At 73.5% G+C, this 26,897-nt stretch carries 20 protein-coding genes; 15 read left to right on the top strand and 5 right to left on the bottom strand.

The window, feature by feature from the left end; all coding sequences use genetic code 11:
* Positions 1-163 precede the first annotated feature (163 nt).
* The 9 genes from GA0070618_RS23915 (at position 164) to GA0070618_RS23875 (ending at position 12,528) form a co-directional block, all read left to right on the top strand.
* Positions 164-5,620, top strand: coding sequence for an ATP-binding protein (locus GA0070618_RS23915; RefSeq protein WP_088983629.1), 5,457 nt, complete (start codon positions 164-166; stop codon positions 5,618-5,620).
* A gap of 143 nt (positions 5,621-5,763) precedes the next feature.
* The gene (locus GA0070618_RS23910) at positions 5,764-6,042 is read left to right on the top strand and encodes a hypothetical protein (RefSeq protein ID WP_143740366.1); all 279 of its coding nucleotides are present in this window, start codon (positions 5,764-5,766) and stop codon (positions 6,040-6,042) included.
* Positions 6,039-7,205 carry a sensor histidine kinase gene (locus GA0070618_RS23905; protein WP_088983627.1) on the top strand — a complete coding sequence of 389 codons (1,167 nt, stop codon included), beginning with the start codon at positions 6,039-6,041 and terminating at the stop codon, positions 7,203-7,205. Before GA0070618_RS23910 ends, GA0070618_RS23905 begins: the two co-directional genes overlap by 4 nt.
* The gene (locus tag GA0070618_RS23900) at positions 7,202-7,855 is read left to right on the top strand and encodes a response regulator transcription factor (protein ID WP_088983626.1); all 654 of its coding nucleotides are present in this window, start codon (positions 7,202-7,204) and stop codon (positions 7,853-7,855) included. Before GA0070618_RS23905 ends, GA0070618_RS23900 begins: the two co-directional genes overlap by 4 nt.
* A 155-nt stretch (positions 7,856-8,010) precedes the next feature.
* A complete protein-coding gene (locus GA0070618_RS23895) occupies positions 8,011-9,057 on the top strand; it encodes a FecCD family ABC transporter permease (RefSeq protein ID WP_088983625.1) in 1,047 nt (348 codons plus the stop codon).
* Complete coding sequence (locus tag GA0070618_RS23890; protein ID WP_231931429.1) at positions 9,054-10,139, top strand: FecCD family ABC transporter permease; 1,086 nt, start codon at positions 9,054-9,056, stop codon at positions 10,137-10,139. The genes GA0070618_RS23895 and GA0070618_RS23890 overlap by 4 nt, the downstream gene beginning before the upstream one ends.
* A gap of 58 nt (positions 10,140-10,197) precedes the next feature.
* Positions 10,198-11,079 (top strand): ABC transporter ATP-binding protein, encoded by an 882-nt coding sequence (locus GA0070618_RS23885; protein WP_088983624.1) that lies wholly within the window; start codon positions 10,198-10,200, stop codon positions 11,077-11,079.
* On the top strand, positions 11,079-12,023 hold the full coding sequence (locus GA0070618_RS23880) for an ABC transporter substrate-binding protein (RefSeq protein ID WP_088983623.1): 945 nt from the start codon (positions 11,079-11,081) through the stop codon (positions 12,021-12,023). The genes GA0070618_RS23885 and GA0070618_RS23880 overlap by 1 nt, the downstream gene beginning before the upstream one ends.
* A 136-nt stretch (positions 12,024-12,159) precedes the next feature.
* A complete protein-coding gene (locus tag GA0070618_RS23875) occupies positions 12,160-12,528 on the top strand; it encodes a hypothetical protein (protein WP_088983622.1) in 369 nt (122 codons plus the stop codon).
* A gap of 56 nt (positions 12,529-12,584) precedes the next feature.
* Here the strand turns inward: GA0070618_RS23875 and GA0070618_RS23870 are convergent, their stop codons facing one another.
* The gene (locus GA0070618_RS23870) at positions 12,585-13,328 is read right to left on the bottom strand and encodes a MerR family transcriptional regulator (RefSeq protein ID WP_088983621.1); all 744 of its coding nucleotides are present in this window, start codon (positions 13,326-13,328) and stop codon (positions 12,585-12,587) included.
* Entirely contained in the window at positions 13,325-14,620 is a 1,296-nt protein-coding gene (locus tag GA0070618_RS23865; protein WP_088983620.1) for an MFS transporter, read from the bottom strand. Before GA0070618_RS23865 ends, GA0070618_RS23870 begins: the two co-directional genes overlap by 4 nt.
* Positions 14,621-14,922: 302 nt before the next feature.
* Here GA0070618_RS23865 and GA0070618_RS23860 point away from each other — a divergent pair, with 302 nt between their 5' ends.
* Positions 14,923-16,485 (top strand): pectate lyase family protein, encoded by a 1,563-nt coding sequence (locus GA0070618_RS23860; RefSeq protein ID WP_088983619.1) that lies wholly within the window; start codon positions 14,923-14,925, stop codon positions 16,483-16,485.
* Positions 16,486-16,543: 58 nt separating this feature from the next.
* On the opposite strand, the gene GA0070618_RS23855 is transcribed toward GA0070618_RS23860, so the two are convergent.
* Both GA0070618_RS23855 and GA0070618_RS23850 read right to left on the bottom strand, forming a co-directional pair.
* A complete protein-coding gene (locus tag GA0070618_RS23855) occupies positions 16,544-17,461 on the bottom strand; it encodes an aminoglycoside phosphotransferase family protein (RefSeq protein ID WP_143740367.1) in 918 nt (305 codons plus the stop codon).
* 100 nt (positions 17,462-17,561) lie between these two features.
* On the bottom strand, positions 17,562-18,965 hold the full coding sequence (locus tag GA0070618_RS23850; protein WP_088983617.1) for an aminotransferase-like domain-containing protein: 1,404 nt from the start codon (positions 18,963-18,965) through the stop codon (positions 17,562-17,564).
* On the opposite strand from GA0070618_RS23850, the gene GA0070618_RS23845 reads away from it, so the two are divergent.
* Both GA0070618_RS23845 and GA0070618_RS23840 read left to right on the top strand, forming a co-directional pair.
* Positions 18,964-19,881, top strand: coding sequence for a DMT family transporter (locus GA0070618_RS23845; RefSeq protein WP_088983616.1), 918 nt, complete (start codon positions 18,964-18,966; stop codon positions 19,879-19,881). The genes GA0070618_RS23850 and GA0070618_RS23845 overlap by 2 nt on opposite strands.
* 101 nt (positions 19,882-19,982) lie before the next feature.
* Positions 19,983-21,323, top strand: coding sequence for a sensor histidine kinase (locus GA0070618_RS23840; protein ID WP_088983615.1), 1,341 nt, complete (start codon positions 19,983-19,985; stop codon positions 21,321-21,323).
* A 13-nt stretch (positions 21,324-21,336) separates the two neighbouring features.
* On the opposite strand, the gene GA0070618_RS23835 is transcribed toward GA0070618_RS23840, so the two are convergent.
* Positions 21,337-22,530, bottom strand: a complete 1,194-nt coding sequence (locus tag GA0070618_RS23835) for an RNA-guided endonuclease InsQ/TnpB family protein (protein WP_197701617.1) — start codon at positions 22,528-22,530, stop codon at positions 21,337-21,339.
* Between the two features lie 168 nt (positions 22,531-22,698).
* Between GA0070618_RS23835 and GA0070618_RS23830 the strand changes: the two genes are divergently transcribed.
* From GA0070618_RS23830 to GA0070618_RS23820, 3 genes are all read left to right on the top strand, one after another.
* Positions 22,699-23,364, top strand: coding sequence for a response regulator (locus tag GA0070618_RS23830; protein ID WP_088983613.1), 666 nt, complete (start codon positions 22,699-22,701; stop codon positions 23,362-23,364).
* A gap of 208 nt (positions 23,365-23,572) precedes the next feature.
* Positions 23,573-24,310 carry an ABC transporter ATP-binding protein gene (locus GA0070618_RS23825; RefSeq protein ID WP_414467610.1) on the top strand — a complete coding sequence of 246 codons (738 nt, stop codon included), beginning with the start codon at positions 23,573-23,575 and terminating at the stop codon, positions 24,308-24,310.
* Between the two features lies 1 nt (position 24,311).
* The gene (locus GA0070618_RS23820) at positions 24,312-26,792 is read left to right on the top strand and encodes an ABC transporter permease (protein WP_088983611.1); all 2,481 of its coding nucleotides are present in this window, start codon (positions 24,312-24,314) and stop codon (positions 26,790-26,792) included.
* Positions 26,793-26,897 lie beyond the last annotated feature (105 nt).

Raw genomic sequence — 26,897 nt, 5'->3', positions numbered from 1 at the left:
CCCGTCAGATGAGCCCCGATGTCTAAGCTGGGGGAGTTTCAACTCGGGCGCAGGAGACGAGAGGCGGTTGCTGCGCAGGGTTGGCGAGTCAATACTATGAGCGACGAAAGTCGATGTAAAGGTGCCGATTCGCCCAACGGGCGCTGAGAAGGAGTTCGGTCGGATGTTCAGTCGTGTCGCCATCGTCAACCGCGGCGAGGCCGCAATGCGGCTCATCCATGCCGTACGGGATATCGCCGCGGAGACCGGAACACGGATCGAGACCGTCGCCCTGTACACCGACGTCGACCGGACGGCCACCTTCGTCCGTGAGGCGGACCTGTCCTACGACCTCGGCCCGGCCTCCGCGCGGCCGTACCTCAACCTGGAGGTGCTGGAGCGCGCGCTGCGGGAGACCGGGGCGGACGCCGCGTGGGTCGGCTGGGGCTTCGTCGCGGAGGACCCGGCGTTCGCGGAGCTGTGCGAGCGGATCGGCGTCACCTTCGTCGGACCGAGCCCGGACGCGATGCGCAAGCTCGGCGACAAGATCGGCGCGAAGCTGATCGCCGAGGAGGTCGGCGTGCCGGTCGCGCCGTGGAGCCGTGGCGCGGTCGAGACCCTCGACGCCGCCCTGGCCGCGGCGGCCGGGATCGGCTACCCGCTGATGCTCAAGGCGACCGCGGGCGGCGGCGGGCGGGGCATCCGCGTGATCACCAACGAGGCCGAACTGGCCGACGCCTACGAGCGCACCAGCCAGGAGGCTGCGCGGGCGTTCGGCAGTGGCGTCGTGTTCCTGGAGCGCCTGGTCACCGGCGCCCGGCACGTCGAGGTCCAGGTGATCGCCGACGGCGAGGGCACCGCGTGGGCGCTCGGTGTCCGCGACTGCTCGGTCCAGCGGCGCAACCAGAAGGTCATCGAGGAGTCGGCGTCGCCGGTGCTCAGCCCGGCGCAGGCGGCCGAACTCAAGGCGTCGGCCGAGCGGCTGGCCGTCGCGGTCGGCTACCGGGGCGCGGCGACCGTCGAGTTCCTCTACCACCCCGGCGACCAGTTGTTCGCGTTCCTCGAGGTCAACACCCGCCTCCAGGTCGAGCACCCGATCACCGAGGCCACCACCGGGTTCGACCTGGTCAAGGCGCAACTGCACGTGGCCTCGGGCGGACGCCTCGTCGGTCAGCCGCCGGCGGAGCGCGGGCACGCCATCGAGGCCCGGCTCAACGCCGAGGACCCCGACCGCGACTTCGCGCCCTCCCCCGGCCGCATCGCACGGCTGGACCTGCCCGCCGGGCCGGGCATCCGGGTGGACACCGGCGTCAGCGAGGGCGACACCATCCCCGCCGACTTCGACTCGATGATCGCGAAGATCATCGCCTACGGCCGCGACCGGGACGAGGCGCTCGGCCGGCTGCGTCGCGCGATGGCGCAGACGACCGTGATCATCGAGGGCGGCGCCACGAACAAGAGCTTCGTGCTCGACCTGCTCGACCAGCCCGAGGTGATCGACGCCAGCGCGGACACCGGCTGGATCGACCGGGTCCGGGGCGAGGGCCGGCTCGTCTCGCACCGGCACTCCGCCGTCGCGCTGGCCGCCGCCGCCATCGAGGCGTACGAGGAGGAGGAACGCGCCGAGCGCGAGCGGCTGCTCTCGACCGCCTTCGGCGGACGCCCGCAGGTGCAGCACGAGAGCGGCCGGCCGCTGGACCTCAAGCTGCGCGGCGTCGGCTACCGCGTGCGCGTCGCGCGGGTCGGCGCGCACCGGTTCCGCGTCGGCATCGAAGCGGGTGACGACGCCCGCACCGCCGACGTCGAGCTGGACCGCTTCGACCGGCACACCGGGCAGATCGTCGTCAACGGCGTCCGGTACCGCCTGCTCACCGGCACGCACGGGCCGGTCCACCTGGTCGAGGTGGACGGCGTGACGCACCGGGTCAGCCGTGACGAGGGCGGCGTCGTGCGGTCACCCTCCCCCGCGCTGGTCGTCGCCACGCCGCTGAAGGTCGGCGCCGAGGTCGAGGCGGGCGCGCCGGTGCTGGTGCTGGAGAGCATGAAGATGGAGACGGTGCTGCGTGCGCCGTTCAAGGCGCGGCTGAAGGAATGCGTCGTCTCCGTGGGCAGCCAGGTGGAGGCCGGCGCGCCGCTGGTGCGACTGGAGCCGCTCGCCGACGACGCGGCCGAGGACACCTCGGCCACCGAGTCCGTCGAACTGGACCTGCCCGCCGCGCCGGGGTCGCTCCCCGCGCGGGCGCGCACCACCCGCGGCCAGGAGGACCTGCGCAGCCTGCTGCTGGGCTTCGACGTCGACCCGCACGACGAACGCCGGGTGCTCGACGACTACCTCGCCGCCCGCCGGGCGGCCATCGCGGACGGCCACCGGCCGCTGGCCGAGGAACTCGAACTCGTGGACGTCTTCGCCGACCTGGCCGAGCTGAGCCGCAACCGGCCGAGCGGCGAGGACGGCGGCGGTGACGGCCACGTGCACAGCGCCCGCGAGTACTTCCACACCTACCTCCAGTGCCTCGACGTGGAACGGGCCGCGCTGCCGCAGGCGTTCCAGGCCAAGCTCGCCAAGGCGCTCGGGCACTACGGTGTCACCGACCTGGAGCGCTCCCCCGAGCTCGAAGCCGCCGTGTTCCGGATCTTCCTCGCCCAGCAGCGGTCGTCCGTCGACGCCATGGTCGTCACGGCGTTGCTGCGCGCGTGGCTCCAGGAGTCCCCGCCGGACGAGGCGCAGCGGGAGCCGGCCGGTCTCGTGCTGGAACGGCTGGTGGCCGCGACGCAGGTCCGCTTCCCCGTGATCGCCGACCTCGCACGCGGCGTGGTGTTCTCCTGGTTCGCCCAGCCGCTGCTGCGCCGTAACCGCGCCCGGGTCTACGCCAACGTCCGCAAGCACCTGAGCCACCTGGACGCGCACCCGGACGCGCCGGACCGCGCCGAGCGGATCGCCGAGATGGTCCGCAGCACCGAACCGCTGGTGCGTCTGCTCGGGCAGCGGCTGGGCCGCGCCGACCTGGACAACGTGGTGATGCTGGAGGTGCTGACCCGGCGGTACTACGGCAACAAGGGGCTGCTCGGCGTCCGCACCAGCGAGAACGCGGGCTGCACGTTCGTGGTCGCCAAGCGGGCGGACTCGTGCGTGGTCTCCGCCGCGGTCAGCTTCGACGCGCTGGGCGACGCGTTGCGCGGGCTCGCCGAGCTGGCCAGCGGCGAGGGCGCCATCGACGCCGACATCTACCTCGCCTGGGAGAACCAGCCGGAGGACTCCGCCGCGATGGCGGCGGCGCTCCAGGAGGTCGTCAGCGCGTACCCGCTGCCGAGCGAGGTCAGCCGACTCACCACGACGGTGGCCGGGCGCAGCGGCGCGGTGATGCACCACCACTTCACGTTCCGCCCGTCGACCGCCGGGATGACCGAGGAGCGGCTGGTCCGGGGCCTGCACCCGTACATCGCCCAGCGGATGCAGCTGGAGCGGCTGAGCAAGTTCGACCTCACCCGACTGCCGTCGTCGGACGAGGAGGTCTACCTCTTCCAGTGCGTGGCCCGGGAGAACCCGTCGGACGACCGCCTCGTCGCGTTCGCGCAGGTGCGCGACCTGACCGCGTTGCGGGACCACGACGGCCGGCTGGTCGCGCTGCCGACGGCCGAGGACACCATCGCCGCCTGTCTCGACTCGATCCGCCGCGAGCGGTCCCGGCGGCCGTCGACGAAGCGCGTCAACACCAACCGGGTCGTGGTCTACGTCTGGCCGCCGAGCGACCTCACCCGCGCCGAGCTGGAGATGATCGCCGGGCGCGTGCTGCCGACGACGGCCGGCGCCGGGCTGGAGGAGATCCTGTTCATCGGGCGGCAGCAAGACCGGGAGACCGGTGAGCTGGCCAAGGTCGCGGTGCGGGTCTCCTTCGACGCCGCCGGGGGCACCGAGCTGACCATCGGCGAGCCGTCCGACGAGCCGGTCGAGCCGCTGGACAGCTACCGGCAGAAGGTGCTCCGGGCGGCCAGCCGCAACACGGTGTACCCGTACGAGCTGACCGGCCTGCTCGGCGACTTCGTCGAGCACGACCTCGACGAGCAGCACGCGCTGGTGCCCGTCGCGCGGCCGAAGGGACGCAACAGCGCCGCGATCGTGGCCGGTGTGGTCACCACGCCGACCCCGCGGCACCCGCAGGGCGTCACCCGGGTCGTGCTGCTCGGCGACCCGACGAAGTCGCTCGGCGCGCTGTCCGAGCCGGAGTGCCGCCGGGTGATCGCCGCGCTGGACCTGGCCGAGCGGATGGGGGTGCCGCTGGAGTGGTACGCGCTCTCCGCCGGGGCCCGGATCTCGATGGAGTCCGGCACGGAGAACATGGACTGGGTGGCCGCGGCGCTCAAGCGGATCGTCGAGTTCACCCAGGACGGCGGCGAGATCAACATCGTGGTCGCGGGCATCACCGTCGGCGCGCAGCCGTACTGGAACGCCGAGGCGACGATGCTGATGCACACCAAGGGCGTCCTGGTGATGACGCCGGACTCGGCGATGGTGCTCACCGGCAAGCAGTCGCTCGACTTCTCCGGTGGCGTGTCGGCCGAGGACAACTTCGGCATCGGCGGCTACGACCGGGTGATGGGCCCGAACGGGCAGGCGCAGTACTGGGCGCCGAACCTGGCCGCCGCCCGGGACGTGCTGATGCTGCACTACGACCACACGTACGTCGCGCCCGGCGAGCAGACGCCCCGGCGGGCGACGACCACGGACCCCGTCGACCGGGACGTCTCCGACTTCCCGCACGCGGTGGAGGGCAGCGACTTCACCACCGTCGGCGAGATCTTCTCGGTCGAGGCCAACCCGGACCGGAAGAAGCCGTTCGACATCCGCACCGTGATGCGGGCGCTCTCCGACCAGGACCACCCGGTGCTGGAACGCTGGGCGGGCATGGCCGACGCGGAGACCGCGGTGGTGCAGGACGTCCACCTCGGCGGCATGCCGGTGTGCCTGCTCGGCATCGAGTCCCGGTCGGTTCCCCGGCGGGGCTTCCCGCCCACCGACGGCCCGGACACCTACACCGCGGGCACCCTCTTCCCGCGCTCGTCGAAGAAGGCCGCGCGGGCGATCAACGCGGCCAGCGGGAACCGTCCGCTGGTGGTGCTGGCGAACCTGTCGGGCTTCGACGGCTCGCCGGAGTCGATGCGCAAGCTCCAGCTGGAGTACGGCGCCGAGATCGGCCGCGCAATCGTGAACTTCCGGGGACCGATCGTGTTCTGCGTGATCTCGCGCTACCACGGCGGCGCGTTCGTGGTGTTCTCCAAGGCGCTGAACCCGAACATGACCGTGCTCGCGCTGGAGGGCTCGTTCGCCTCGGTGCTCGGCGGCGCCCCCGCCGCCGCGGTGGTGTTCTCCGGCGAGGTCAACGCCCGCACGGCGGCCGACCCGCGCGTGCGGGACCTGGAGGCCCGCGTCGCGAGCGCCTCCGGCACCGACCGCGCCACGCTGACCGCCGAGCTCGACGAGCTGCGCGCGTCGGTCCGCGCGGAGAAGCTCGGTGAGGTGGCGGCGGAGTTCGACCGCGTGCACAACATCCAGCGCGCGGTCGAGGTCGGCTCGGTCGACGCCGTCATCCGGGCCGCCGAGCTCCGCCCCCGCATCATCGAGGCCATCGAGGCCCGCCTGTAGTAGTTCCGACCCTCCGCCCGACGCTCAGGGCCCGCCCACGGCGGGCCCTGAGCGCTTCCCGGGGGCTCCTCCGGGCGGCTCCACCCTGATCTCCACCCTCCGATGGTGCCGGTCCACCCGCTCCCGCTCGTAGCGTGCCGGTCATGACCGAACGGAAGCGCAGTACGGAGAACCGGGACGACCGTCGCGGCACCGTCGTCCGTACCGCGAACTATCTGCTGACCGGCGACCGCAACGGCAGCCGGGGCACCCGGCTGGTCGGTGCCGTCATCGACCGGGTGCTCGAACGGGAGGGAGGCAGGATGACCGGCCGTGTGGTGGTGGCGATCCTGGTGGTGCTCGGACTGGTGGGACTCGCGTTCGTCGCCTACCGTCTGCTGGTGCTCGACCTGATTCTGACCCTGGTACGGGAGCGCGATTGACCCTGGTCACGGGACTGCGCCGGTTGACCCGCCGGGGCGTACGGTTGCTGCGGGCCGACGACCCGGAGACCGGCTGGCTGGTCCGGATCGTGGTCAGCGCGCTGCTGGTCTGGGCGCTGGTGTACCTCACCCCGGTGGACGCCGTGGTGCGGGCGGTGCTCGCCGCCAGTCTCGCCTGCTGGTTCCTCTTCGTGGCCGCCGACATCCGGTGGCCCCGGCTCGCCCGTGCCGGTCTGGCCCTCGCGACACTGCTGCCGGCCACCGTCGCGGGCGTGCCGGAGAACGCCTCGGCGCCGCTGTACCTCTACGCCGCGCTGTTCACCTTCGTGCTGCTGCCACGAACCCCGACGTGGGCCATCCTCGCCCTCACCGGGGCGGTCATCGCGGTCCTGTTGACCGGCTTCTGGCTCGCCGGACGCGGGGCGACGGCGATACTGACCCAGCCCACGCTGATCATCATCCTGGTGCTGTTCAGCCTGCACCGACGGGAGTACCGGTTGCGGGCCGAGCAGACCGCGCTGCTGCTGGAGCAGACCTCGCGTACCCAGCAGGCCCAGGCCCGGGCGGCGGCCCTGGACGAGCGGGCCCGCATCGCCCGGGAGCTGCACGACGTGCTGGCCCACTCGCTGGGCGCGCTCGGGGTGCAGCTGGAGGTCGCCGAGGCCCAGCTGACCGAGCGGGGCGACGTCACAGCCGCCGCCGCCCGGATCCGCCGGGCGCGCCGGCTGGCCAGCGACGGGCTGGTCGAGGCCCGCTCGGCGGTCGCGGCGCTGCGGGCCGACGTGCCACCGCTGTCCCGCGCGCTCGGCGACCTCGTCGCCGCCCACCGGGCGGACCACCTGGCCACGGTCACCCTGCGCACCGAGGGGAGCCCCCGTGGCCTGCCGTCCGGGGCCGAGGTGTCGTTGTTGCGGACCGCGCGCGAGGCGCTGACCAACGCGGCCCGGCACGCTCCGGGCGCTCCGGTCGCCGTCACCCTCGACTACCGGGGGCCGACCGTGCGGCTCAGCGTGGACAATCCGGCCCCGGCCCGGCCCGTCGGCGACGGGGCGGGCGGATACGGGCTGACCGGGGCCCGGGAACGGATCGCGCTCGTCGGTGGCACCCTGGAGGCGGGCGTCGTCGACGGCGCGTGGCGAGTCACCGTGGAGGTGCCGGCATGACCGACGGGCCGCTGCGGGTGCTGGTCGTCGACGACCAGCAACTCGTCCGGGAGGGGCTGACCGCCCTGCTGGAACTCACCGACGGGGTCACCGTCGTCGGGGCGGCCGGCGACGGCGCGCGGGCGCTCGACCTCGTCGCCGACCGGAAACCGGACGTCGTCCTGATGGACCTGCGGATGCCCGTCCTCGACGGGGTGACCGCGACCGGGATGATCCGGGAGCGGTTCCCGGACGTCGCGGTGGTGGTGCTGACCACGTACGCCGACGACGAGTCGATCGCCGGGGCGCTCGCGGCCGGGGCCCGCGGCTACCTGACCAAGGACGCCGGCCGGGCCGAGATCGGCATGGCGCTGCGGGCGGCGGTCACCGGGCACGCCGTGTTCGACCCGGTGGTCTCCGCCCGGCTCGTCGACGCGATGACCCGGCCGGCGCAGCCGCCGACCCGGGACCGGTTGCCGGACGGGCTGACCCAGCGCGAGGCGGAGGTGCTCGGCCAGCTGGCCCAGGGGCGGACCAACGCCGAGATCGCGGCGGCCCTCTTCGTCGCCGAGACGACCGTGAAGACCCACATCAACAACGCGTTCGCGAAGATCGGCGCCCGGAACCGCGTTGAGGCGGCCCGCTACGCGACCCGGCACCGGCTCGGCTGACCGCGGGACGCGGCGCGCGGCGGCGCGGCGACGCCCCCGAGCGCCCGCCCGACCATCCACGCAGCTCAACGAGGGTCGATCGGCGACCGCAGGTAAGGTTCACCGGATCCCGCCCGCTAAGGTAAGGCGACCCTAATCTCGCTCGTGGGAGACCCGTGACCGCCCTCGTCAGCCCGCCGGCCGCCGCCGGCCACCGCACCGGTGCCCGGAGTGGCCGCCGTCTCGCGGTCACCCTCGTGGCCGCCGTCGTGCTGCTCGTCGCCGTGCTGGTCAGTTTCGCCCTCGGCAGCCGCCCGCTCGGCGTGGACCAGGTGTGGCACGCGCTGGTCGCCCCGGACGGCGGCGAGGCGAGCACCATCGTCCGCGAGCTGCGCATGCCGCGTACCGCGCTCGGCCTCGCCGTCGGCCTGGCGCTCGCGGTGGCCGGGGTGCTCCTCCAGGCCCTCACCCGTAACCCGCTCGCCGAACCCCGGATCCTCGGCATCAGCGCCGGCGCGTCGTTCGGCGTGGTGCTGGCCATCTCCGTGTTCGGTGTCGGCACGCTGGCCGGGTACGTGTGGTTCGGCATCGGCGGCGCGGTCCTCGCCGGGTTGCTGGTCCTCGCCGTGGCGGCCCGCGCCCGGGAGGGCGCCAGCCCGGTCACCCTGGCGCTGGTCGGCGCGGCCCTGGACGCGAGTCTCGCCTCCGTGGTGTACGCGCTGCTCAGCATCGACGCCCGGACCTTCGAGGAGTACCGGTTCTGGGTGGTCGGCGGGCTGGCCGGGCGGGACCTCTCCGTCGCCGCGCAGGTCCTTCCGTTCGTGCTGGCCGGGCTGGCGCTGGCGGCCCTGGTCGCCCGGGGCCTGGACGCGCTCGCCCTCGGCGACGACGTGGCCCGGGGCCTGGGCCACCGGATCGGCCTGGTCCGCGTCGGCGGAGGCGCGGCCGCCGTGCTGCTGACCGGGGCCGCCGTCGCGGCCGCCGGGCCGATCGCGTTCGTCGGGTTGGCCGTGCCGCACCTGGCCCGTGCCCTGGTGGGCGCCGACCACCGGTGGACCCTCGCGGTCTCCGCGCTGCTCGGGCCGGCGTTGCTGCTCGGTGCCGACGTCGTCGGCCGGCTGGTCGCCCCGCCCGGGGAGATACCCGCCGGCATCGTCACCGCCCTGATCGGCGCGCCCCTGCTCGCCGTCCTGGTCCGCCGTGCCCGGTTGGTGACCGCGTGACCGCTGCCGCCGAGCGCGCCGGGCGGGGCTCCGCCGCGCCGGACGTTACCCGCAGGCTGCCCGGCCGCTGGCTGCTGCGGGCCGGGCCGGTGGGGGTGCAGGTCCGACGCCGCTCGGTGCTGGTCGCCGCCGCGTTGACCGCGCTGCTGGCGGTCGCCATGCTGCTGAGCCTCTCCGTCGGCACCCCGTACGTCGCCGCGCCTGACGTCCTGCGGGCGCTCGCCGGCGCCGGCACCCCGTACGACCTGGTCGTCCTGGAGCTGCGGCTGCCCCGACTCGTGCTGGCGGCGGTGGCCGGCGCGGCGTTCGGGGTGGCCGGCACGCTGATCCAGAGCGTCTCCCGCAACCCCCTCGCGAGTCCGGACGTCATCGGCATCACCCAGGGGGCGGGGCTCGCCGCGACCATCGCCCTGACCGGTGGCGCCGCCGCCGTGCTGGTCGCCCCGGCGGCGCTGACCGGCGGCCTGGTCGCCGCCGCCCTGGTGCTCGCCCTCGGCGCCCGGCACGGACTCGCCGCCCAGCGGTTCGTGCTGGCCGGCGTGGCGGTCGCCTTCGCCCTGCGGGCGCTGACCGAGGTGGTCATGCTCACCGCCGACCCGATCGACGGGCTGCGGGCGCAGGTCTGGCTGATCGGCACGCTCGCCGGCCGGGGCTGGACGGAGACCGCCTGGATCGCCGCCACGCTGCTCGTCCTGCTGCCGGTGCTGCTCTGGGCCGGCTGGGCACTGAACAGCACCTCGCTGGACGACGACACCGCCCGGGGCATCGGGCTGCGTCCGGTGGCCCGCCGGATCGGGCTCGCCGGCACCGGTGTGCTCTGCGCCGCGATGGTCACCGCCCAGGTCGGCGCGGTCGACTTCGTCGCCCTGGTCGCGCCGCAGGTGGCGCGGCGGCTGGTGCGGGCGGACCGGCCCCCGCTGCTGTGTTCCGCGCTGTTCGGGGCCCTGCTGCTGGTGCTGGCCGACCTGGCGGCCCGGCGGCTCTTCGCGCCGACCCAGCTGCCGGCCGGTGTGCTGACCGCCGCGATCGGCGGCCCCTACCTGATCTACATGCTGCTGCGGGGCCACCGGAGGTCGCGGTGAGCACCGCTGGTGACCGACGTCCCGCCACACCCCCTGTCGATCCCCACGAGGAGGCGTGATGCTCTCCACCCGCGACCTGGTCGCCGGCTACGACGAGCGGACCGTGCTGGACGGGCTGGACCTGGACCTGCCCGCCAACGCCTTCACGGTCGTCGTCGGGCCGAACGCCTGCGGCAAGTCGACCCTGCTGCGGACGATGGCCCGGCTGCTCACGCCACGGCGGGGCACCGTGCTGCTGGACGGCGCGGCCATCCGGGAGCTGCCCACGAGAGAGGTGGCCCGCCGACTCGGTGTGCTGCCGCAGAGCCCGCTGGTGCCGGAGGGTGTCACCGTGGCCGACCTGGTCGGTCGCGGACGGCAGCCGTACCAGCGCTGGTGGCGGCAGTGGTCGGAGCAGGACGCCGCCGCGGTGGACCGGGCGATGGCGTTGGCCAACGTCGCCGACCTCGCGACCCGGCCGGTGGACTCCCTCTCCGGCGGCCAGCGGCAACGGGCATGGATCGCGATGACCCTCGCCCAGGACACCGAGGCGCTGCTGCTGGACGAGCCGACCACCTTCCTCGACCTGGCTCACCAGGTGGAGGTCCTGGACCTGCTGCACCGGCTGCGCGTCGAGCGTGGCCGCACCGTCGTCGCCGTGCTGCACGACCTCAACCAGGCCGCCCGCTACGCCGATCATCTGATCGCGATGCGGTCCGGTGCCGTGGTGGCGGCCGGACCACCACGGGAGATCCTCACCGCCGACCTGGTCCGCGACGTGTTCGGGCTCGACTGTGTGGTCGTGCCCTGTCCGGTGACCGGCGCTCCGCTGGTGGTGCCCGCCCTGACCACTCCCACGCTGGCCGTCGGTGCCGGCACCTCGGCCGCCGGATCGTCCGGCGCCGTACCCGTCGCCGGCGAGGAGGCTCTCGCCGGCTCGTACCCCTCGGAAGGAACCTGATGCGTCGTCTCGTCGCCGCTCTCGCCGCGGCCGCCGCCCTCGGCGTCGGACTCACCGCCTGTGGTGAGAGCGACCCGGTCGCCGACACCGCCGGCGGCCAGACCCGGGAGATCACCCACGTCATGGGCACCACCAAGGTCCCGGTCGAACCCAAGCGGGTCGTCGTCCTCGACACAGACAAGATCGACACCGCGTTGACACTCGGTGTCACACCGGTCGGCGCGGCCACCGCCGGTGAGGCGAGGAGTTGGCCGACCTACTTCGGCGAGGAGAAGCTCGCCGGCATCAAGGAGGTCGGTGTCCTCACCGAGCCCGACCTGGAGGCGATCACCGCGCTCAAGCCCGACCTCATCCTCGGCAGCAAGTTCCGCCAGGAGAAGTTCTACGACGAGCTGAGCGCCATCGCGCCGACGGTCTTCACCGAGATGGTCGGCATCACCTGGAAGGAGAACTTCCTCTTCGACGGCGCGGCGCTCGGCAAGGAGCAGCAGGCCAAGGATCTGCTCGCGCAGTACGAGGCGCGGGCCGAGAAGTTCGGCGCCGACCTCGGTGACGCCGCCACCCGCCGGATCTCCATCGTCCGGTTCATGCCGACCGAGATCCGGGTGTACGGACCCGACTCGTTCTCCGGCATCGTCATCGGCGACACCGGCCTGGGCCGGCCCGAGCGGCAGCTGCTCGCCGGCAAGGAGGACAAGCGGATGGACCGGGTGAGCCCCGAGCGGGTCAGCGAGGTCGACGGTGACGTCATCTTCGTGACCGCGTACGGCCAGAAGGGCACCACCGAGCAGACCAAGATCACCGGCGGTACGCTCTGGAAGGGCCTGTCGGCCGTCAAGGCCGGCAAGACGTACGTGGTCTCCGACGAGGTCTGGATGACCGGCATCGGCGTCGGCGCCGCCAACGCGATCCTCGACGACCTCCAGAAGCACCTGGCTGCCTGACCCTAGTTCCACGTACCGCCCGTGGTGGCCCTCCGGTTCCCGGTGCCGGCCGGGCCACCACGGCTGTGTCCCGGCCCCGGTGGTCCGGCGGGAATTCCGCTACCGCGCCGACGGCGCGACTGCCTCCCCTCGCACCATGGCCAGGACCCGCCAGCGGAGGATCCACGTCGACGGTGTCGACTACCGATGGGTCGTCCGTCATCTCGACCCCGGCCACGTCGTCGTCCGGGTCTGGCACACCGTGACCCGGCGGGGCGCCCCGTTGGAGGTCCGGGTGGCCTTCGACGATCCGTGGCTGAACTTCGGCCCGATCGTCACCGCGCCCCCGGGCCGGGTGGCCGAGGTGTTCTCCCTGACCCCGGTCACCCCGCAACTGGTCGCGGAGCTGGTCCGGGCGGCACGCGACGCGGGCTGGCAGGTCGACGGCGTCGACGGGCCGCGCCGCTTCCGGCTCACCCCCGGCCGTGAACGGCTGGAGCCCCTGCCCGGGGCCGCGACCCGCTGACCGGCACGGACCACGACCACACGAACACGGCGGCGCGGCACTGCCGGCCGGCGGGGTCACGCGGTGTCGGCCGGTCCATGGGTGAAGCGCGCGACGAAGGCGCGCTGGGTGTCGTTGAAGCCGGGGTTCTGGTAGTCCGCGAAGAGCGCACCGAGCCGGGACGCCTCGGAGGAGGCGAAGCGGCTGTCCTCCAGGTGCCCGAACGTGCGCTGGTAGTCCGCGAAGAGCTGGTCGACCTCGGCCTGCGGCGTCTCGGCGTCGAGCGCGCCGAACCGGTTCGCCAGGGAGGTGGCCGCCGGTAGCAGGTCGGGGTGGACGAGCGCCGTGGCGAACTCCGTCAGGGCCCGCCTGCCGTCCTCGTCGAGGGTGTGGTGCACGAGCGTCATCAGCTCCCGGTCCTGCTGGGCGGCGGCCGGTGTCACGCCCGGCTGGGCGCTCGTGATCGCGACGAGAGCGGCCAGTTCCGGTGGTGTGTCCGGGCTCGCTCCCGCCGCGCGGAGCCGGGCGATGGCCTCCCGGCGGGCGGTGAGCCGCTCGATCTGCGCGGCCAGCTCACCGTCCAATTGGTCGAGGACGGAGCCGGCGCGGTCGGGGGAGGCGAGCAGCGGCGGGATCTCGTCGAGCGACAGGCCGAGATCGGTCAGGCGGCGGATGCGCAGCAGCAGGATCAGGTCGTGGACGGTGTACTCGCGGTAGCCGTTCGCGCGCCTCCTGGGCTCGGGGAGCACGCCGACCCGGTGGTAGTGCCGCAGGGTGCGGACGCTGACTCCGGCCAATCGCGCGATCTCACTGCTGCTCACGGTGCGGCTTCCTCCGCTTCCAGACTACGCGGCTGGCTGCCGCTGAGCTCCCCCTGGCCCGCGCCCACCAGGTGCCCCTCGACGACCTCCTCGCCGGAGTTCGGTCGTTCCAGGTCGCGCAGGGGCCTCGCCCACAGCGCGACGACACCGGTGGTGATCCACACGGCGGCGAGGGCGGTCGCGGCCGTGCCCGCCCCGGCCGTCTCGGTGAGGATCGCGGCAGCGCCGATGCCCAGGGCGGGCGCGAGGGTGAGGATCGCGTTCTGGGTGCCCAGGACGCGACCCTGCATGCCCTCCGGGATCCGCTCGACCATGAGCACGCCCAGCAGGCTGCCGCAGAGACCGTTGCCGAGACCGACCACGGCCACGGCGGCGAGGACGACCCACGGGGTGGCGAGAGACGCCATCGCGGCGGCCCCGGCGACAGTGAGGGCGACACCCGCGAGGAACCAGGTCCTCCGACGGCCGTGGCTTCCGACTGCGGCGTACAGTCCCCCGCCGGCCAGGAGGCCGAGAGCGAGCGCGCTGAGCACGAACCCGAGCAGCTCCGGTCGGGCGATCACGGTGAAGTGGACCGGCAGCACCAGGGCCTGGAAGCCGCTCAGCACCAGCACCAGGACCGCGCTGACGGCGGTGGTTGCCAGGAGGAAGGGTGACCGGGCCAGCGTGTGCCATCCGTCCCGCAGGCGCACCCGGCCGGTCCCTCGGGTGGGGGCGGCGGTCGCGCCGATCTCGCGCGGAATGGTCGCCGTGACGAGGGCGGCCGCCGCGGACGTCGCCGCGGTGACCCATAGGACCGCCGGCCCGTCAATGATCGCGATCATCGCGCCGGCCACCGCGGGGCCGACCAGCAGGACCACCGCGCCGAGGGCCTCCCGGAGGCCCAGCAGCCGTTCGACGCTCATCCCGCCGGCCTGGGTGACCGCCGGGAGCATCGCCTCCCGCGCGGTGAGGCCGGGCACGTCGCCGAACGACCCGACGACGGCGAACAGGACGAACCACCCCAGGGCCAGTCCCACCGTCGAGTCCAGCACCGGCAGCGCGGCGACCGACAGCGCGGAGACCAGGTCGGTGAGCACCGACGCCGTCCGCCGGTTGATCCGGTCGACCACCACGCCCATGACCAGGCCGGCGAGCGCCGCGGGCAGCGCGGAGGCCACCGCGACGGTCCCGGCGGCCAGGGCACTTCCGGTGCTCTCCAGGACGATCAGCGGCAGGGCGACGGCGGCGATGGAGTTGCCGAGCAACGACAGGACATACGAGGCGAGATACGCCGACGACGTGCGGTTCACCCGGCCATCGGAAACCATGACGTCGCGTCGGGGTCAACCACCGCCCGCGCGGCCCCGCTCCTGCGCCGCAAGGTGGCGCGGGATGCGTGCCTACCGCACCCGTGGCGCGGGACGCGTTCCTATCGCGCAGGTGGTGCCGGTTCCAGCCGTCCTCTTGCCATATCAACAATCACCTCTTTATTCTCGCTCACAAGGAAAGCGCTTTCCGATGCACACGGATCGTCCCATCCGCGTGCCGAGCGCGACATCTGCGACACCTGCGGCACCTGCACGCACCACCACCACGACAAAGGCGAGGCGAGATGAGACGACCAGTCGCACTGCGACTTTCCGCGGCATTGGCCACCACGGCCGTCGGGGCCGCGATCTGCGTGGCCCTACCGATCCCCCAGGCATCGGCGGCGACCGGCAGCGCCACCGGGTTCGCGACCCAGAACGGTGGGACCACCGGCGGCACGGGCGGCCAGACGGTACGGGCCACCACGGGCACCGCGATCCACACGGCCCTGTGCACCCGGCCCAGCAGCAGCACCCCGATCATCATCCAGGTCGAGGGGACCATCAACCACGGCAACACCAGCAAGGTGTCGGGCGACAGCTGCAACACCGCCGACGGCGTGATCGAGCTCAAGCAGATCAGCAACGTCACGATCATCGGCGTCGGCAGCGGCGCGATCTTCGACCAGCTGGGTATCCACATCCGCGACTCCAGCAACATCGTGATCCAGAACGTGACCATCCGGAACGTGAAGAAGTCCGGTTCGCCCACGTCCAACGGCGGCGACGCCATCGGCATGGAGAGCACCGTCCGCAACGTCTGGGTCGACCACGTCACGCTGGAGGCCTCGGGCGGCGAGGACGAGGGCTTCGACGGCCTCTTCGACATGAAGGACAACGTCCAGTACGTGACCCTGTCCTACAGCATCCTGCGCAACTCCGGCCGGGGCGGCCTGGTCGGCTCCAGTGAGAGCGACCGCTCGAACGGCTTCATCACGTACCACCACAACCTGTACGAGAACATCGACTCCCGTACGCCCCTGCTACGCGGCGGCATCGCCCACATCTACAACAACCACTACGTGAACCTCTACGAGTCCGGCATCAACTCCCGGGCCGGGGCGCGCGCCAAGGTGGACAACAACTACTTCAAGAACTCGAAGGACGTGCTGGGCACCTTCTACACCAGCGAGCGCGGCTACTGGCAGGTCAGCGGCAACACCTTCGACAACGTGACCTGGTCCAGCCCCGGCACCGACAACTACCCGGCCGGCCCCAACCCGCAGTCCAACACCACCGTCAGCATCCCGTACTCCTACCGGCTCGACGGGGCCAACTGCGTGCCGGACGTCGTGCGGCAGACGGCCGGCGCCAACAAGGGCCTTCGGGTGTCGGACGGCAACTGCACGCCGCAGACCCCGACGCCCGGACCGACCAGCCCGACGCCCGGCCCGACCAGCCCCACCCCGGGCCCGACCAGCCCCACGCCCGGACCGACCAGCGGGACCAACCTCAGTATCGGCGCCGGCTCCGACGGCTCCAGCAAGGCCGACGGGACCAGCTACGGCAACGTGCGGGACGGCAGCCTGAGCACCTACTGGTCGCCGGCCGGCGCGACCGGCTCCATCTCGATCAAGTGGGGTTCCGCCACCCGGGTCGCCCGGGTCGTCATCCGGGAACCCTCCGGCACCCAGGGCAGCATCGGCTCCTGGCAGCTCGTCAACCACGACACCGGCGCTGTCCTGGCCTCCGGCAGCGGTGCGGGGACGATCACCTTCTCCCCGACCTCGCTGACCAAGATCACCTTCAAGATCAACAGCTCGTCCGGCGCCCCGCGCATCGCCGAGTTCGAGACCTACGCCGGATAACGGCAGGGTCCGCTGTCCGGCGGGGGCGTCGTCCCCGCCGGACAGCGACCGGCCCGGCCTACGGCCGCCCGTCGAGGAACATCCGCAGTCGGACCAGGGTCTGCCGGTCGTCCCCGGGGACGTGCCCGTTGACGGCACGGCAGACCCAACCGAGGCGGAGCGCCACCCGGACCGCGGCCACCAGGTCACCGGCGAAGCGCTCGGCGTACGGCCGGAGGTAGGCGTCCCGGAACGGCGCGATGTCGACCGAGTCCTGGATGTCCTCCAGGCCCCACGCCACCCCACCCTCCAGCGTGACGGAAAGGCTGAAGAAGGGGTGCGACACACAGGCGTCGCCCCAGTCCATCACCAGGTGGCGGCCGTCGCGCACGAAGACCTGGGCGTCGTGCAGATCGTCGTGCTGGAGCAGCTCCGGCAACCCGTACCCGGCGAGTTCGTCGCACAGGTCGGCCACCATCGGCACCGCGTCGTGGAAGCGCCGGTCCGCGCCGACCTCGTCGAGCAGCCTCGCGTACGCCTTGGGCAGGGTGGCCAGGCGCAGGTCGGGCACCCCGAGCGCGAGCAGGTCGTCGACCTCGTCCGCGAGGTCCAACTGGACGCCGGCGTAGAGCGGCAGGACGGCGTGCCACCGGTCCAGGCTCTGCTCGCGCTGCGTCACCACCCGCAGGGTCTCCCCCGCGTCCGGCATCAGCATCCACCCGGTCGCGGTGTCGGCCGCCAGCAGCGGCGGCACCACGTCGGGACGGCGGGCGGCGATCCGCTGCACGAGGGCGGCCTCGTGCCGCAGCGACTCGCTGTTGGCCTTGAACCAGACGTCGCCCTGATCCGTCGGTAAGCGCAGCACGGTCGACCACGGGTAGACGTGCGGCTGGGCGGCGGGGCCCCTCCGCGACACGCCCAGTTCCCCGAGCCGATCGTCGATCCACTCCCCCACCTCGGCCAGCCACACCGGGTCACGCCACCGTCTGTCGTCCACGGGCCGATGCTAGTGAGCCGTCCGCGCCGGGCGGCACTCCTTTTTCCGCCCTGAACGCCCAGCCGGACAGCGTCGATCGTCGCGCGGCGACCGACGCCGGCTAGCGTGCCGTTCCTCCGTCGAGGGCACGGGCGAGGCGACGGACGGCCTCGTCCATGAGGTCGGGTGGGGCGGCGGCGTAGGTGAGACGCAGGTGCGGGGCCGGGGGTTCGGCGGCGTACCAGGGGCGACCAGGGAAGACGACGACACCTTCGGCGGCTGCGGCGGTGGCGAGCGCGACGTCGTCGGTCCCTTCGGGCAGGCGGACCCAGAGGTGCAGGCCACCACGCGGGGCCGACGGCACGACGACGTCCGGGAGGTGCCGGCGGAGCGCGGCCAGGAGCGCCTCGCGGCGGGCCCGTAACGCGGTCCGCAGGGCACGGCGGTGACGTGCCCAGGCCGGGGCGGTGACGAGTTCCAGTGTGGCCTGTTGCAGCGGACCGGCGACGAAGAAGTCGTCGAGCAGTCGGGCCGCACGCAGCCGGGCACCGGCCGGGCCGCGCGCCCCGATCGCGGCGACGCGCAGCCCGGGAGCCGCCGACTTGGTCAGTGAGCGCAGGTAGACGACGTGTCCGTCGGGGTCGTCGGCGGCCAGTGGGGGTGGTGGCTCCCCGTCGATGGTGAGGTCCCGGGCGTAGTCGTCCTCGATCAGGAACGCCCCGGCGTCGCGTAGGGCCTCGGCGACCCGGGCGCGACGGTGACCCGCCAGCGTCGCGCCGTGCGGGTTGGCGTGGAGCGGCTGGCAGTAGAAGAGCCGGGCGCCGGTCCGGGCGAGGGCCGCGACGAGGTGGTCCGGTCGTACGCCGTCGGCGTCGGCGGGCACGGGCACCACCCGCAGTCCGGCCGCCTGAGCGGCGGCCAGCGCGCCCAGGTAGGTCGGCGACTCGACGAGCAGGGTGTCGCCGGGCGCGGCGAGGGCGCGCAGCGCCGTCGACAGCGCGGCCTGCCCTCCCGGGCAGATCACCATGTCGTCGGCGCGCAACCCGGTCCCGGTCTCGCGGGCGAACCAGGCGCGCAGGTCCGCACGCCCCTCGGCCGGTCCGCGCTGCCAGGAGGCGGGCTGCCGGGCGGCGCGGGTGAGCGCGGCGCCGAGCGCGGCGGCAGGTTGCAGGTCCGCGTCCAGGTAGCCGCCGGACAGCGGGATCGCCCCCGCCGGCGGTAACGCCAGTAACGCCTGCATGTGCTCCTCGCCGGGCCGGCGAGGGCCGAGCGTCACGGTCTGCCAGGACAGGTCGGGGACGCGCCGCTCGTCCGGCGGGGTGGCCACGAAGGTGCCCCGGCCGGACCGCGCCTCGATCAGCCCCTCCGCGACCAGCTGCCGGATCGCCTCAGCGACGGTCACCGGCGACGCCTGGTGTCGGGCGGTCAACTGGCGCACCGACGGCAGGCGGGCGCCCGGAGCCGCAGCAGCCGCGAGCCCACGCAGATCTTGGACAACGCGGTCGGCAGCGCTACTGTGATTCATGAAGCACCAGAGTAGCGCTACGCTCGCCACCACGGTAACACCGGACCGGCTGGTCGGCCTCCTCCTCGGCACGCTGGGCGTGCTCGCCTTCAGCATGTCGCTACCGGCCACCCGCGTCGCCGTGCAGCACCTCGACCCGTGGTTCGTCGCCTTCGGCCGGTCCGCCGCCGCGGCGCTGCTGGCCTGGGCGTACCTGCGGTTCACCGGCGCGCCCCGACCGACCCGCGGGCAGTGGCGGCGGTTGTCGGTCGTCGCCCTCGGCGTGGTGGTCGGCTTCCCGCTCTTCACCTCGTTGGCGCTCGTCACCCAGACCGCCGCGCACGGCGCGGTCGTCATCACCGTGCTGCCCGCCATGACCGCCGTGTTCGCGGTGTCCCGGGCCGGTGAGCGTCCACCGCCGCTGTTCTGGGTCGCGAGCGCCGGTGGGCTGCTGGCGGTCCTCGCCTTCCTCGGCGCCAGCGGCGCGGTCCACGGTGCGCTGTCCCCGGCCGACCTGTTCCTGCTCGCGGCGGTCGTGCTCTGCGGCCTCGGGTACGCCGAGGGCGGCGCGCTCGCCCGGGAACTGGGCGGCGCCCGGACGATCTGCTGGGCGTTGCTGCTCTCGCTGCCGGTCACCGTGCCCGTCACGGTCGTCGCCGCCGTGACCAGCCCTCCGTCCGCCGACGCCGCCGCCTGGTCGGCGTTCGGTTACCTGACCGCGATCTCCATGTTCCTGGGCTTCTTCGCCTGGTACGCGGGCCTGGCCCGGGGCGGGGTCGCGCAGGTCGGCCAGGTCCAGCTCGCGCAGCCGGTGCTCACCCTGCTCTGGTCGGTGCTGCTGCTCGGCGAGACCGTCACCGCGGCCTCGGTCGCGGCGGCGCTGGTGGTGCTGGCCTGCGTCGTACTGATCCAACACACCCACGACCGGGCGCGGTAGACGGGTACGGGGACACCCGCACCCGACCGCGGGGGGACCGGGGTCACGGGATGCGCCCGCCCGCCGTCCGGGGACCGGGGCGACTCGTACGCTGGACGACGATGACACGGAGGATCCTGGGGCAGCCGGTGCGCAGCGTCGTCTTCGACGTGGCCGTCGCGGGCGTGGTGGCGCTCCTCGCGGTCGCCGCCGCGCCCACGGCGGGCGGCTGGGGGGCTGGCGTCGTCGGCCTGGCCATGGCGGTGGTCCTGGTGTGGCGTCGGGTCCGGCCCGTGGCGGTCACCGCCGTGGTGGCGGTGCTGGCGTTCAGCCAGGTCGTGTACGGCTGGGGGCCGATGCCGTACGACGTGGCGGTGCTGGTCGCCCTGTACAGCGTGGTCAAGTACGCCGACCGGCTGCGCGACGGGATCGTCGCCGGAATCGTCGCCGCGGTCGGGGTGGTCCTCGCCGCCGTGCAGAGCCCGTCGCAGGTCGCCTGGTACTTCCCGGCCATCTACTACGGGCTGGTCACCGGGGCGGTGTGGCTGGTGGCGCTGAACGTGCGCACCCGGCGGCTGTACGTGCTGAGCCTGGAGGAGCGGGCGGCGACCCTGGAGCGGGAACGGGAGGCCGAGGCGCGGGCGGCGGTGGCCGAGGAACGCACCCGGATCGCCCGCGAGCTGCACGACGTGGTGGCGCACAGCATGGCGGTCATGATCGTCCAAGCGGACGGGGCCCGATTCATGATCGACCAGAGTCCGGAGACCGCCCGTAACGCGGTCCGGATCGTGGCGGACACCGGCCGGCAGGCGCTGGAGGACATGCGCCGCCTGGTGGGCGTGCTGCGCGAGCCCGGCCCGGCCGGGCCGGAGGCCGGTGTCGAGGCCGGGCCGGCGGCCGCTGTCGGGCCGGGTGCCGGGGCCGCCACCGGGGCCGGCCGCACGGGCGGCGCCGGACCCGGCGGGCGGGTCGGCGGCAGCGACCGGGCGGGGACGGCCGGCGGTCCGGGTCCCGAGGTGCTGGCCGACGAGCCGGCGCGCCGACGGCCGTCGGTGGCCGAGCTGCCGGCCCTGCTGGACCGGTTCCGCGCCGCCGGGTTGCGGGTGCGGTTCGCGGCCACCGGCACGTCGGGGACGCTGCCGCAGGCCCTGGAACTGACCGTGTACCGGCTGGTGCAGGAGGCGCTGACCAACGCGCTCAAGCACGCCGGGGTCGGCGCCACCGTGGAGGTCACCCTCGCGCACGGCGCGGACGCCGTCGTGCTCGACGTGGTCGACGACGGCCGGGGACGTCCGGCGGTCACCCCGACGCCGTCCGGTGGGCACGGCCTGGTCGGCATGCGCGAACGGGTGTCGGTGTACGACGGCAGCCTCGCCGCCGGGCCCCGGCTGGCCGGGGGGTGGCAGGTGCGGGCGCGACTGCCGCTACCGTCGACCCCCGCGACGGAGGTGACGACGGTTTGACATCCTCCCCGCCCTAAAGGGCGAGGATTCCCTTGGTCGCCCGTGGGTTTTCCTGCTTCGCAGACGACCGCCCCGTCCGAGAGGACTCTCGTTGAGGTCTTACACCGCCTCCACAGGCAATCACGGAGAGCCCCTCCGCGAGAATGTTGCGGGCCGCGTTGACATCCCGGTCATGGGTCTGCCCGCATCGGCAGGTCCACGACCGGACGTTCAGCGGCATCCGCTGCGCGAGCGCACCACACGCCGAGCACAGCTTGGACGACGGAAACCAGCGGTCCACCACCACGAGGTCGCGGCCATACCAGTCCGCCTTGTACTCGAGCAGGGTGCGGAACTGCCGCCACGCCGCGTCGCTGACAGCGCGGGCCAAGCGGTGGTTCTTGACCATGTTACGCACGGCCAGGTCCTCGATCACGATCGCTTGGTTCTCACGAACGAGTCGAGTGGTCAGCTTGTGCAGGTGATCCCTGCGCCGGTCGGTGATCCGGGCGTACACGCGGGCGACCGTGTGTCGGGCCTTGGCCCGGTTCGCCGACCCTTTCTCCTTCTTCGCCACGGCGCGCTGAGCGCGAGCCAACCGCGCCCGGTCCCGGCGCTCATACTTCGGGTTGACGATCTTCTCTCCGGTGGAGAGAGTCAGCAGGCTGTCGATCCCCGCGTCAACACCCACCATGCCCGAAGCCGGAACCTGCTCGATCACGTCGTCGCAGAGCAGCGACACAAACCAGCGTCCGGCCGGATCCTGCGACACGGTGACCGTGGACGGCGACGCACCCTCGGGAAGCGGCCGCGACCACACGATGTCCAACGGCTCGGTCATCTTCGCCAGGGTGAGCCGGCCACCTCGCCAGCGGAACGCGCTGGTGGTGTACTCCGCCGACCGGCGCGACTTCTTCCTGCTCTTGAAGCTGGGATACCGGGCACGTCTGGCGAAGAAGTTGGTGAACGCGACCTGCAGATGCCGCAGCGCCTGCTGCAACGGCACCGACGACACCTCATTGAGGAATGCCAGTTCGTCGGTCTTCTTCCAGGCGGTCAGCAGTGCCAAGGTGGTGTGGTAGTTGATTCGTTCCTGGCGCAGCGTCCACGCTTCGGTGCGGGCGACCAACGCGAGGTTGTAGACCTTTCGGACACACCCGAACGTGCGGGCAAGCTCAGCGGCCTGCGAATCAGTCGGGTAGAAGCGGTACTTGAACGCCCGCTTCACAGCCCTGGACATACCTCACAAACTAGCACAATAATCAGTGAGACTTCCGGTTGGGGTGGGGGGGACGCCTATCCGCCTTGACGTCGAATTGGCTATTCCTGCCCTGCTCCGCAGGTGTTCCGTTTCCTCCCCCGCCTGAGGGCGAGGGTATCCACGAAAGAAGAACCGATGACGGTCCGGGTGGTGATCGTGGACGACCAGGCGCTGGTCCGCGCCGGGTTCCGGATGGTGCTGGACTCCCAGCCCGACCTGGAGGTGGTCGGCGAGGCGATCGACGGCGCGGACGCGCTGCGGGTGCTGTCCCGGGTCGAGGCGGACGTGGTGGTGATGGACGTCCGGATGCCGACCATGGACGGGGTGGAGGCCACCCGGCGGCTCTGCGCCGACCGCCCGGCCGGGTCGCCCCGGGTGCTGGTGCTGACGACCTTCGACACCGAGGCCGACGCGTTCGCCGCGCTGCGCGCCGGGGCCAGCGGCTTCCTGCTCAAGAACGTCCCGCCGGAGGAGCTGCTCGCCGCGATCCGGGTGGTGGCCCAGGGCGACTCGGTGGTCGCCCCGTCGATCACGCGGCGGCTGCTCGACCGGTTCGCCGGGCAGCTCGGCGCCGGCCCCACCGAGGATCCCCGGCTGGCCCAGCTCACCGAGCGGGAACGGGAGATCCTGCTGCTGGTGGCGCAGGGCCTGTCCAACGCGGAGATCGCCGCCCGGGTGCACGTGGCCGAGGCGACGGTGAAGACCCATGTCGGCCGGATCCTGGCCAAGCTCCAGCTCCGCGACCGGGTGCAGGCGGTGGTGCTGGCGTACGAGAGCGGTCTGGTCACCCCCGGCGGATGACCCGGCGTACGACCTGGGTCGTACGGCCCCGCCGGGCGGGGACGACCCGGGGCGTACCGGAGTCGAGCGTGCGGGTTGATCTCGACGGGCGGGTGCCGGCCATAGCGTCGGAGACGTCCGAGAGACCTTCCATCCGTACGGGGAGCACCACGTGTCCGTCGCACCACCCGTCCACGCCTCCGCCGGGGTCGCCGTCACCGCCCGAGGGCTGACCAAGCGCTACGGCACCGGCCAGGCCGCCGTCGTCGCCCTCGACGCCGTCGACGTCGACTTCGCCGCCGGCCGGTTCACCGCGATCATGGGGCCGTCCGGCTCCGGCAAGTCGACGCTGATGCACTGCCTGGCCGGCCTGGACCGGCCCACCGCCGGGTCGGTGCGGATCGGCGACGCCGACCTGGACCGCCTGGACGACCGCCGGCTCACCCTGCTGCGCCGCGACCGGGTCGGCTTCGTGTTCCAGAAGTTCAACCTGCTGCCGGCGCTCACCGCCGAGGAGAACATCGTGCTGCCGCTGGCCATCGCCGGCCGGCGTCCCGAACCGGCGTGGCTGCGGCAGGTGGTCGCGGCGGTCGGGCTGACCGAACGGCTGCGGCACCGCCCGGCGGAACTCTCCGGCGGACAGCAGCAGCGGGTCGCCGTGGCCCGCGCGCTGGTCACCAAGCCGTGGGTGATCTTCGCCGACGAGCCCACCGGCAACCTGGACTCCCGGGCCGGCGCGGAGGTGCTGCGGCTGCTGCGCGAGGCGGTGGACACCCTCGGCCAGACGGTGGTGATGGTGACCCACGACCCGGTCGCCGCCGCCCACGCCGACCGGGTGGTCTTCCTCGCCGACGGCCGGCTGGTGCGGGAGCTGACCGCGCCGACCGCCGAGCGGGTCCTCGACGCGCTGGCCCACCTCGACCCGGCCACCGCTCCGGCCGGCGTCGGCGACGCGCGGGGGTGGTGAGGTGTTCCGCCTGACCCTGCGCTCGCTGCGCGCCGAGGCGCTGCGGATGCTGCTCTCCGCCCTGGCCGTGGTGCTCGGCGTGGCCTTCATCGCCGGCACGTTGATCTTCATCGACGGTATGCGCGCCGGCACGTACGAGCGGGCCGGCACCTTCGACCGGCACACCGACGTCGGCGTCTACGCCGAGCAGGACCCGATCCCGGCCGCCCTGGTCGAGAAGGTGCGCGCCGTCGACGGCGTGCGCGCGGCCGAGGGGGAACTGACCGGCACCGCCGGGGTGGTCGGCGCCGACGGCCGACCGGTGCTCGGCTTCGGTTTCCTCGCCGCCGTCCCCACCGACCCGGCCCTCCAGTCGTACGACGTGGTGGCCGGTCGGCTCCCGGCGCGCCCCGGCGAGGTGGTGCTCGACGAGGAGACCGTCACCGACGAGGGGTTCCGCCTCGGCACGCCGGTGCGCGTCGGTGGCGCCAGTGGAGCCGCGCGTGCGTACACGCTGGTCGGCACGGTCGACGTGGCCAACACGGCGCGGGACGTCGGCGGGCCGTTCATCGGCCTGGTCGGCGCCGACGCGCTCGCCGTCACCGACCTCGGCGGGTACGGCCGGATCATGGTGGCGGCCGAGCCGGGCGTCGCCGACACCGTGCTGGCGGACCGGCTCGCCGAGGTGGCCGGCTCCGGCACCACGGTGCGCACCCGTACCCAGATCCTCGACGCCGCCGTCGCCGACGCCGTCCGCGACCTGCGTCAGTTCAACCTGGTGCTGCTGACCTTCGCCGGAGTGGCGGTGGTGGTGGCCGCGTTCGTCATCGCCAACACCTTCACCATCGTGCTCGCCCAGCGCGCCCGCCGCACCGCGCTGCTGCGCCTGGTCGGCGCCACCCGGGGTCAGGTGTTCCGGGCGACCCTGCTGGAGTCGGCGCTGGTCGGACTGGTCGCCTCGGCGCTCGGGGTGCTGGCCGGCGCCGGTCTGGCGGCGGGGATGACCGCGCTGATGGCCGCGCTGGACACGCCCCTGTCCGGCACCCTCACCGTGACCCCGGCGACGGTGCTGGGCTGCCTGCTCGCCGGCACCGTGCTCACCGTCGGCGCGGCCTGCGTACCGGCCTGGCAGGGCACCCGGGTCGCTCCGGTGGCCGCGCTGACCGACGCCGCCGTGCAGGTCACCCGTCCCGCCGGCCGGGTACGCCTGGCGGTCGGCGCGGTGGTCCTCGCCGCCGGGGTGGCGGCGCTGGCCGGGGCCGCCTCGGTCGGCCAGATCCTGCTGGTGGCCCTCGGCGGGGTGCTGAGCTTCCTGGGTATCGTCCTGTTCGGCCCGGTGCTGGTGCCGGCGCTGGTCCGGGTGATCGGCGCGCCCGCCCGCCGGGTCTTCGGCACCACCACCGCGCTGGCGGTGGCCAACGCGGTCCGCAACCCCCGGCGGGTCGCCGCCACCGCGACCGCCCTGGTCATCGGCATCGGTCTGGTGACGTCGTTCGTGGTCGGCGCGCAGAGCACCAAGACGGCCATCGAACGCAGCGTGGACGCCCAGGTCGGGGTGGACTTCCTGGTCACCGGGATCGGTGGGGAGCTGCCCGCCGGGCTGGTCGACGAGTTGACCGGCCGCCCCGAGTTGGGAGTGGTGCACGAGCGGCGCAGCGAGGTGGCCGACGACGTCGAGTTCCGGGCCGCCCACCCGGCGCTGGTCGGCCGGACCCTGACCGGGGTGGACTCCGGGCAGGTCGACCGGCTGGGACCGGGCCGGGTGCTGGTGCACCGCGAGCTGGCCCGGGAACGGGACTGGTCGGCCGGCGACCGGGTCACCTTGCGTGGCCGGTCGTTCGAGGTGGCCGCCGTGGTCACCGCCGATGAGTCCGTCGAGGGCAACGGTCCGGTGCCGGCCGGGCACGTGGTCGAGGTGACCTCCGCTGATCTCACCCGCCTCTTCCCCGCCGCCCGGGGCTACCTGGCCGAGGTCGACCCGGCCGAGGGGGTCGACGCGTCCGCCGCGCGGGCCGCGGTCGAGTCGGTGCTGGCCCGGTACCCGACGGTGAACCTGATGGACCAGGCGGCGTACAAGCGGATGCTCACCGGCACGGTGGACATGCTGCTCGCCTTCGTGGTGGCCCTGCTCGGCCTGGCGGTGGTGATCGCCCTGGTCGGGGTGGCCAACACGCTGAGCCTGTCGGTGGTGGAGCGGACCCGGGAGAACGCGGTGCTGCGGGCCGTCGGGCTGACCCGGGGCCGGATGCGCGCCATGCTCGCCGCCGAGGCGGTGCTCACCGCCCTGGTCGGCGCGGTGCTCGGGGTGGCCCTGGGCATCGGGGTGAGCGCGGGGGCGATGGCCTTCCTCGCCGAACTGGCCGGCGACTTCACCCTGGTGCTGCCGTGGGGGCAGCTCGGCGGCATCCTCGCCGTCGCGGCGCTGGCCGCGCTGGCCGCGTCGGTGCTGCCGGCCCGGCGGGCGTTGTCCCGGCCGGTGGTGGAGGCGCTGGGCGCGGAGTGAGCGCGCGGGCGGTCGGGGTGTCGGTCCCCGGCCGCCCGTGCCGGTCGGGCCCGGCGCTCCGGCTCCTCGACGAACCCGCCGGGCGCTCCGACCAGGGCGGCGCAC

It is taken from the genome of Micromonospora echinospora (assembly GCF_900091495.1).
Taxonomy (GTDB): Bacteria; Actinomycetota; Actinomycetes; order Mycobacteriales; family Micromonosporaceae; genus Micromonospora; species Micromonospora echinospora.
Note: the sequence above shows the minus strand (reverse complement) of the source record. Positions and strands in the feature narration are given on the sequence as shown.

What these genes read in the sequence shown, in the direction of transcription:
- GA0070618_RS23915 (WP_088983629.1), top strand. Translation starts at nt 164, where the DNA reads ATGTTCAGTCGTGTCGCCATCGTCAACCGCGGCGAGGCCGCAATGCGG.
- GA0070618_RS23910 (WP_143740366.1), top strand. Translation starts at nt 5,764, where the DNA reads ATGACCGAACGGAAGCGCAGTACGGAGAACCGGGACGACCGTCGCGGC.
- GA0070618_RS23900 (WP_088983626.1), top strand. Translation starts at nt 7,202, where the DNA reads ATGACCGACGGGCCGCTGCGGGTGCTGGTCGTCGACGACCAGCAACTC.
- GA0070618_RS23885 (WP_088983624.1), top strand. Translation starts at nt 10,198, where the DNA reads ATGCTCTCCACCCGCGACCTGGTCGCCGGCTACGACGAGCGGACCGTG.
- GA0070618_RS23880 (WP_088983623.1), top strand. Translation starts at nt 11,079, where the DNA reads ATGCGTCGTCTCGTCGCCGCTCTCGCCGCGGCCGCCGCCCTCGGCGTC.
- GA0070618_RS23875 (WP_088983622.1), top strand. Translation starts at nt 12,160, where the DNA reads ATGGCCAGGACCCGCCAGCGGAGGATCCACGTCGACGGTGTCGACTAC.
- GA0070618_RS23860 (WP_088983619.1), top strand. Translation starts at nt 14,923, where the DNA reads ATGAGACGACCAGTCGCACTGCGACTTTCCGCGGCATTGGCCACCACG.
- GA0070618_RS23845 (WP_088983616.1), top strand. Translation starts at nt 18,964, where the DNA reads ATGAAGCACCAGAGTAGCGCTACGCTCGCCACCACGGTAACACCGGAC.
- GA0070618_RS23850 (WP_088983617.1), bottom strand. Translation starts at nt 18,965, where the DNA reads ATGAATCACAGTAGCGCTGCCGACCGCGTTGTCCAAGATCTGCGTGGG.
- GA0070618_RS23840 (WP_088983615.1), top strand. Translation starts at nt 19,983, where the DNA reads ATGACACGGAGGATCCTGGGGCAGCCGGTGCGCAGCGTCGTCTTCGAC.
- GA0070618_RS23830 (WP_088983613.1), top strand. Translation starts at nt 22,699, where the DNA reads ATGACGGTCCGGGTGGTGATCGTGGACGACCAGGCGCTGGTCCGCGCC.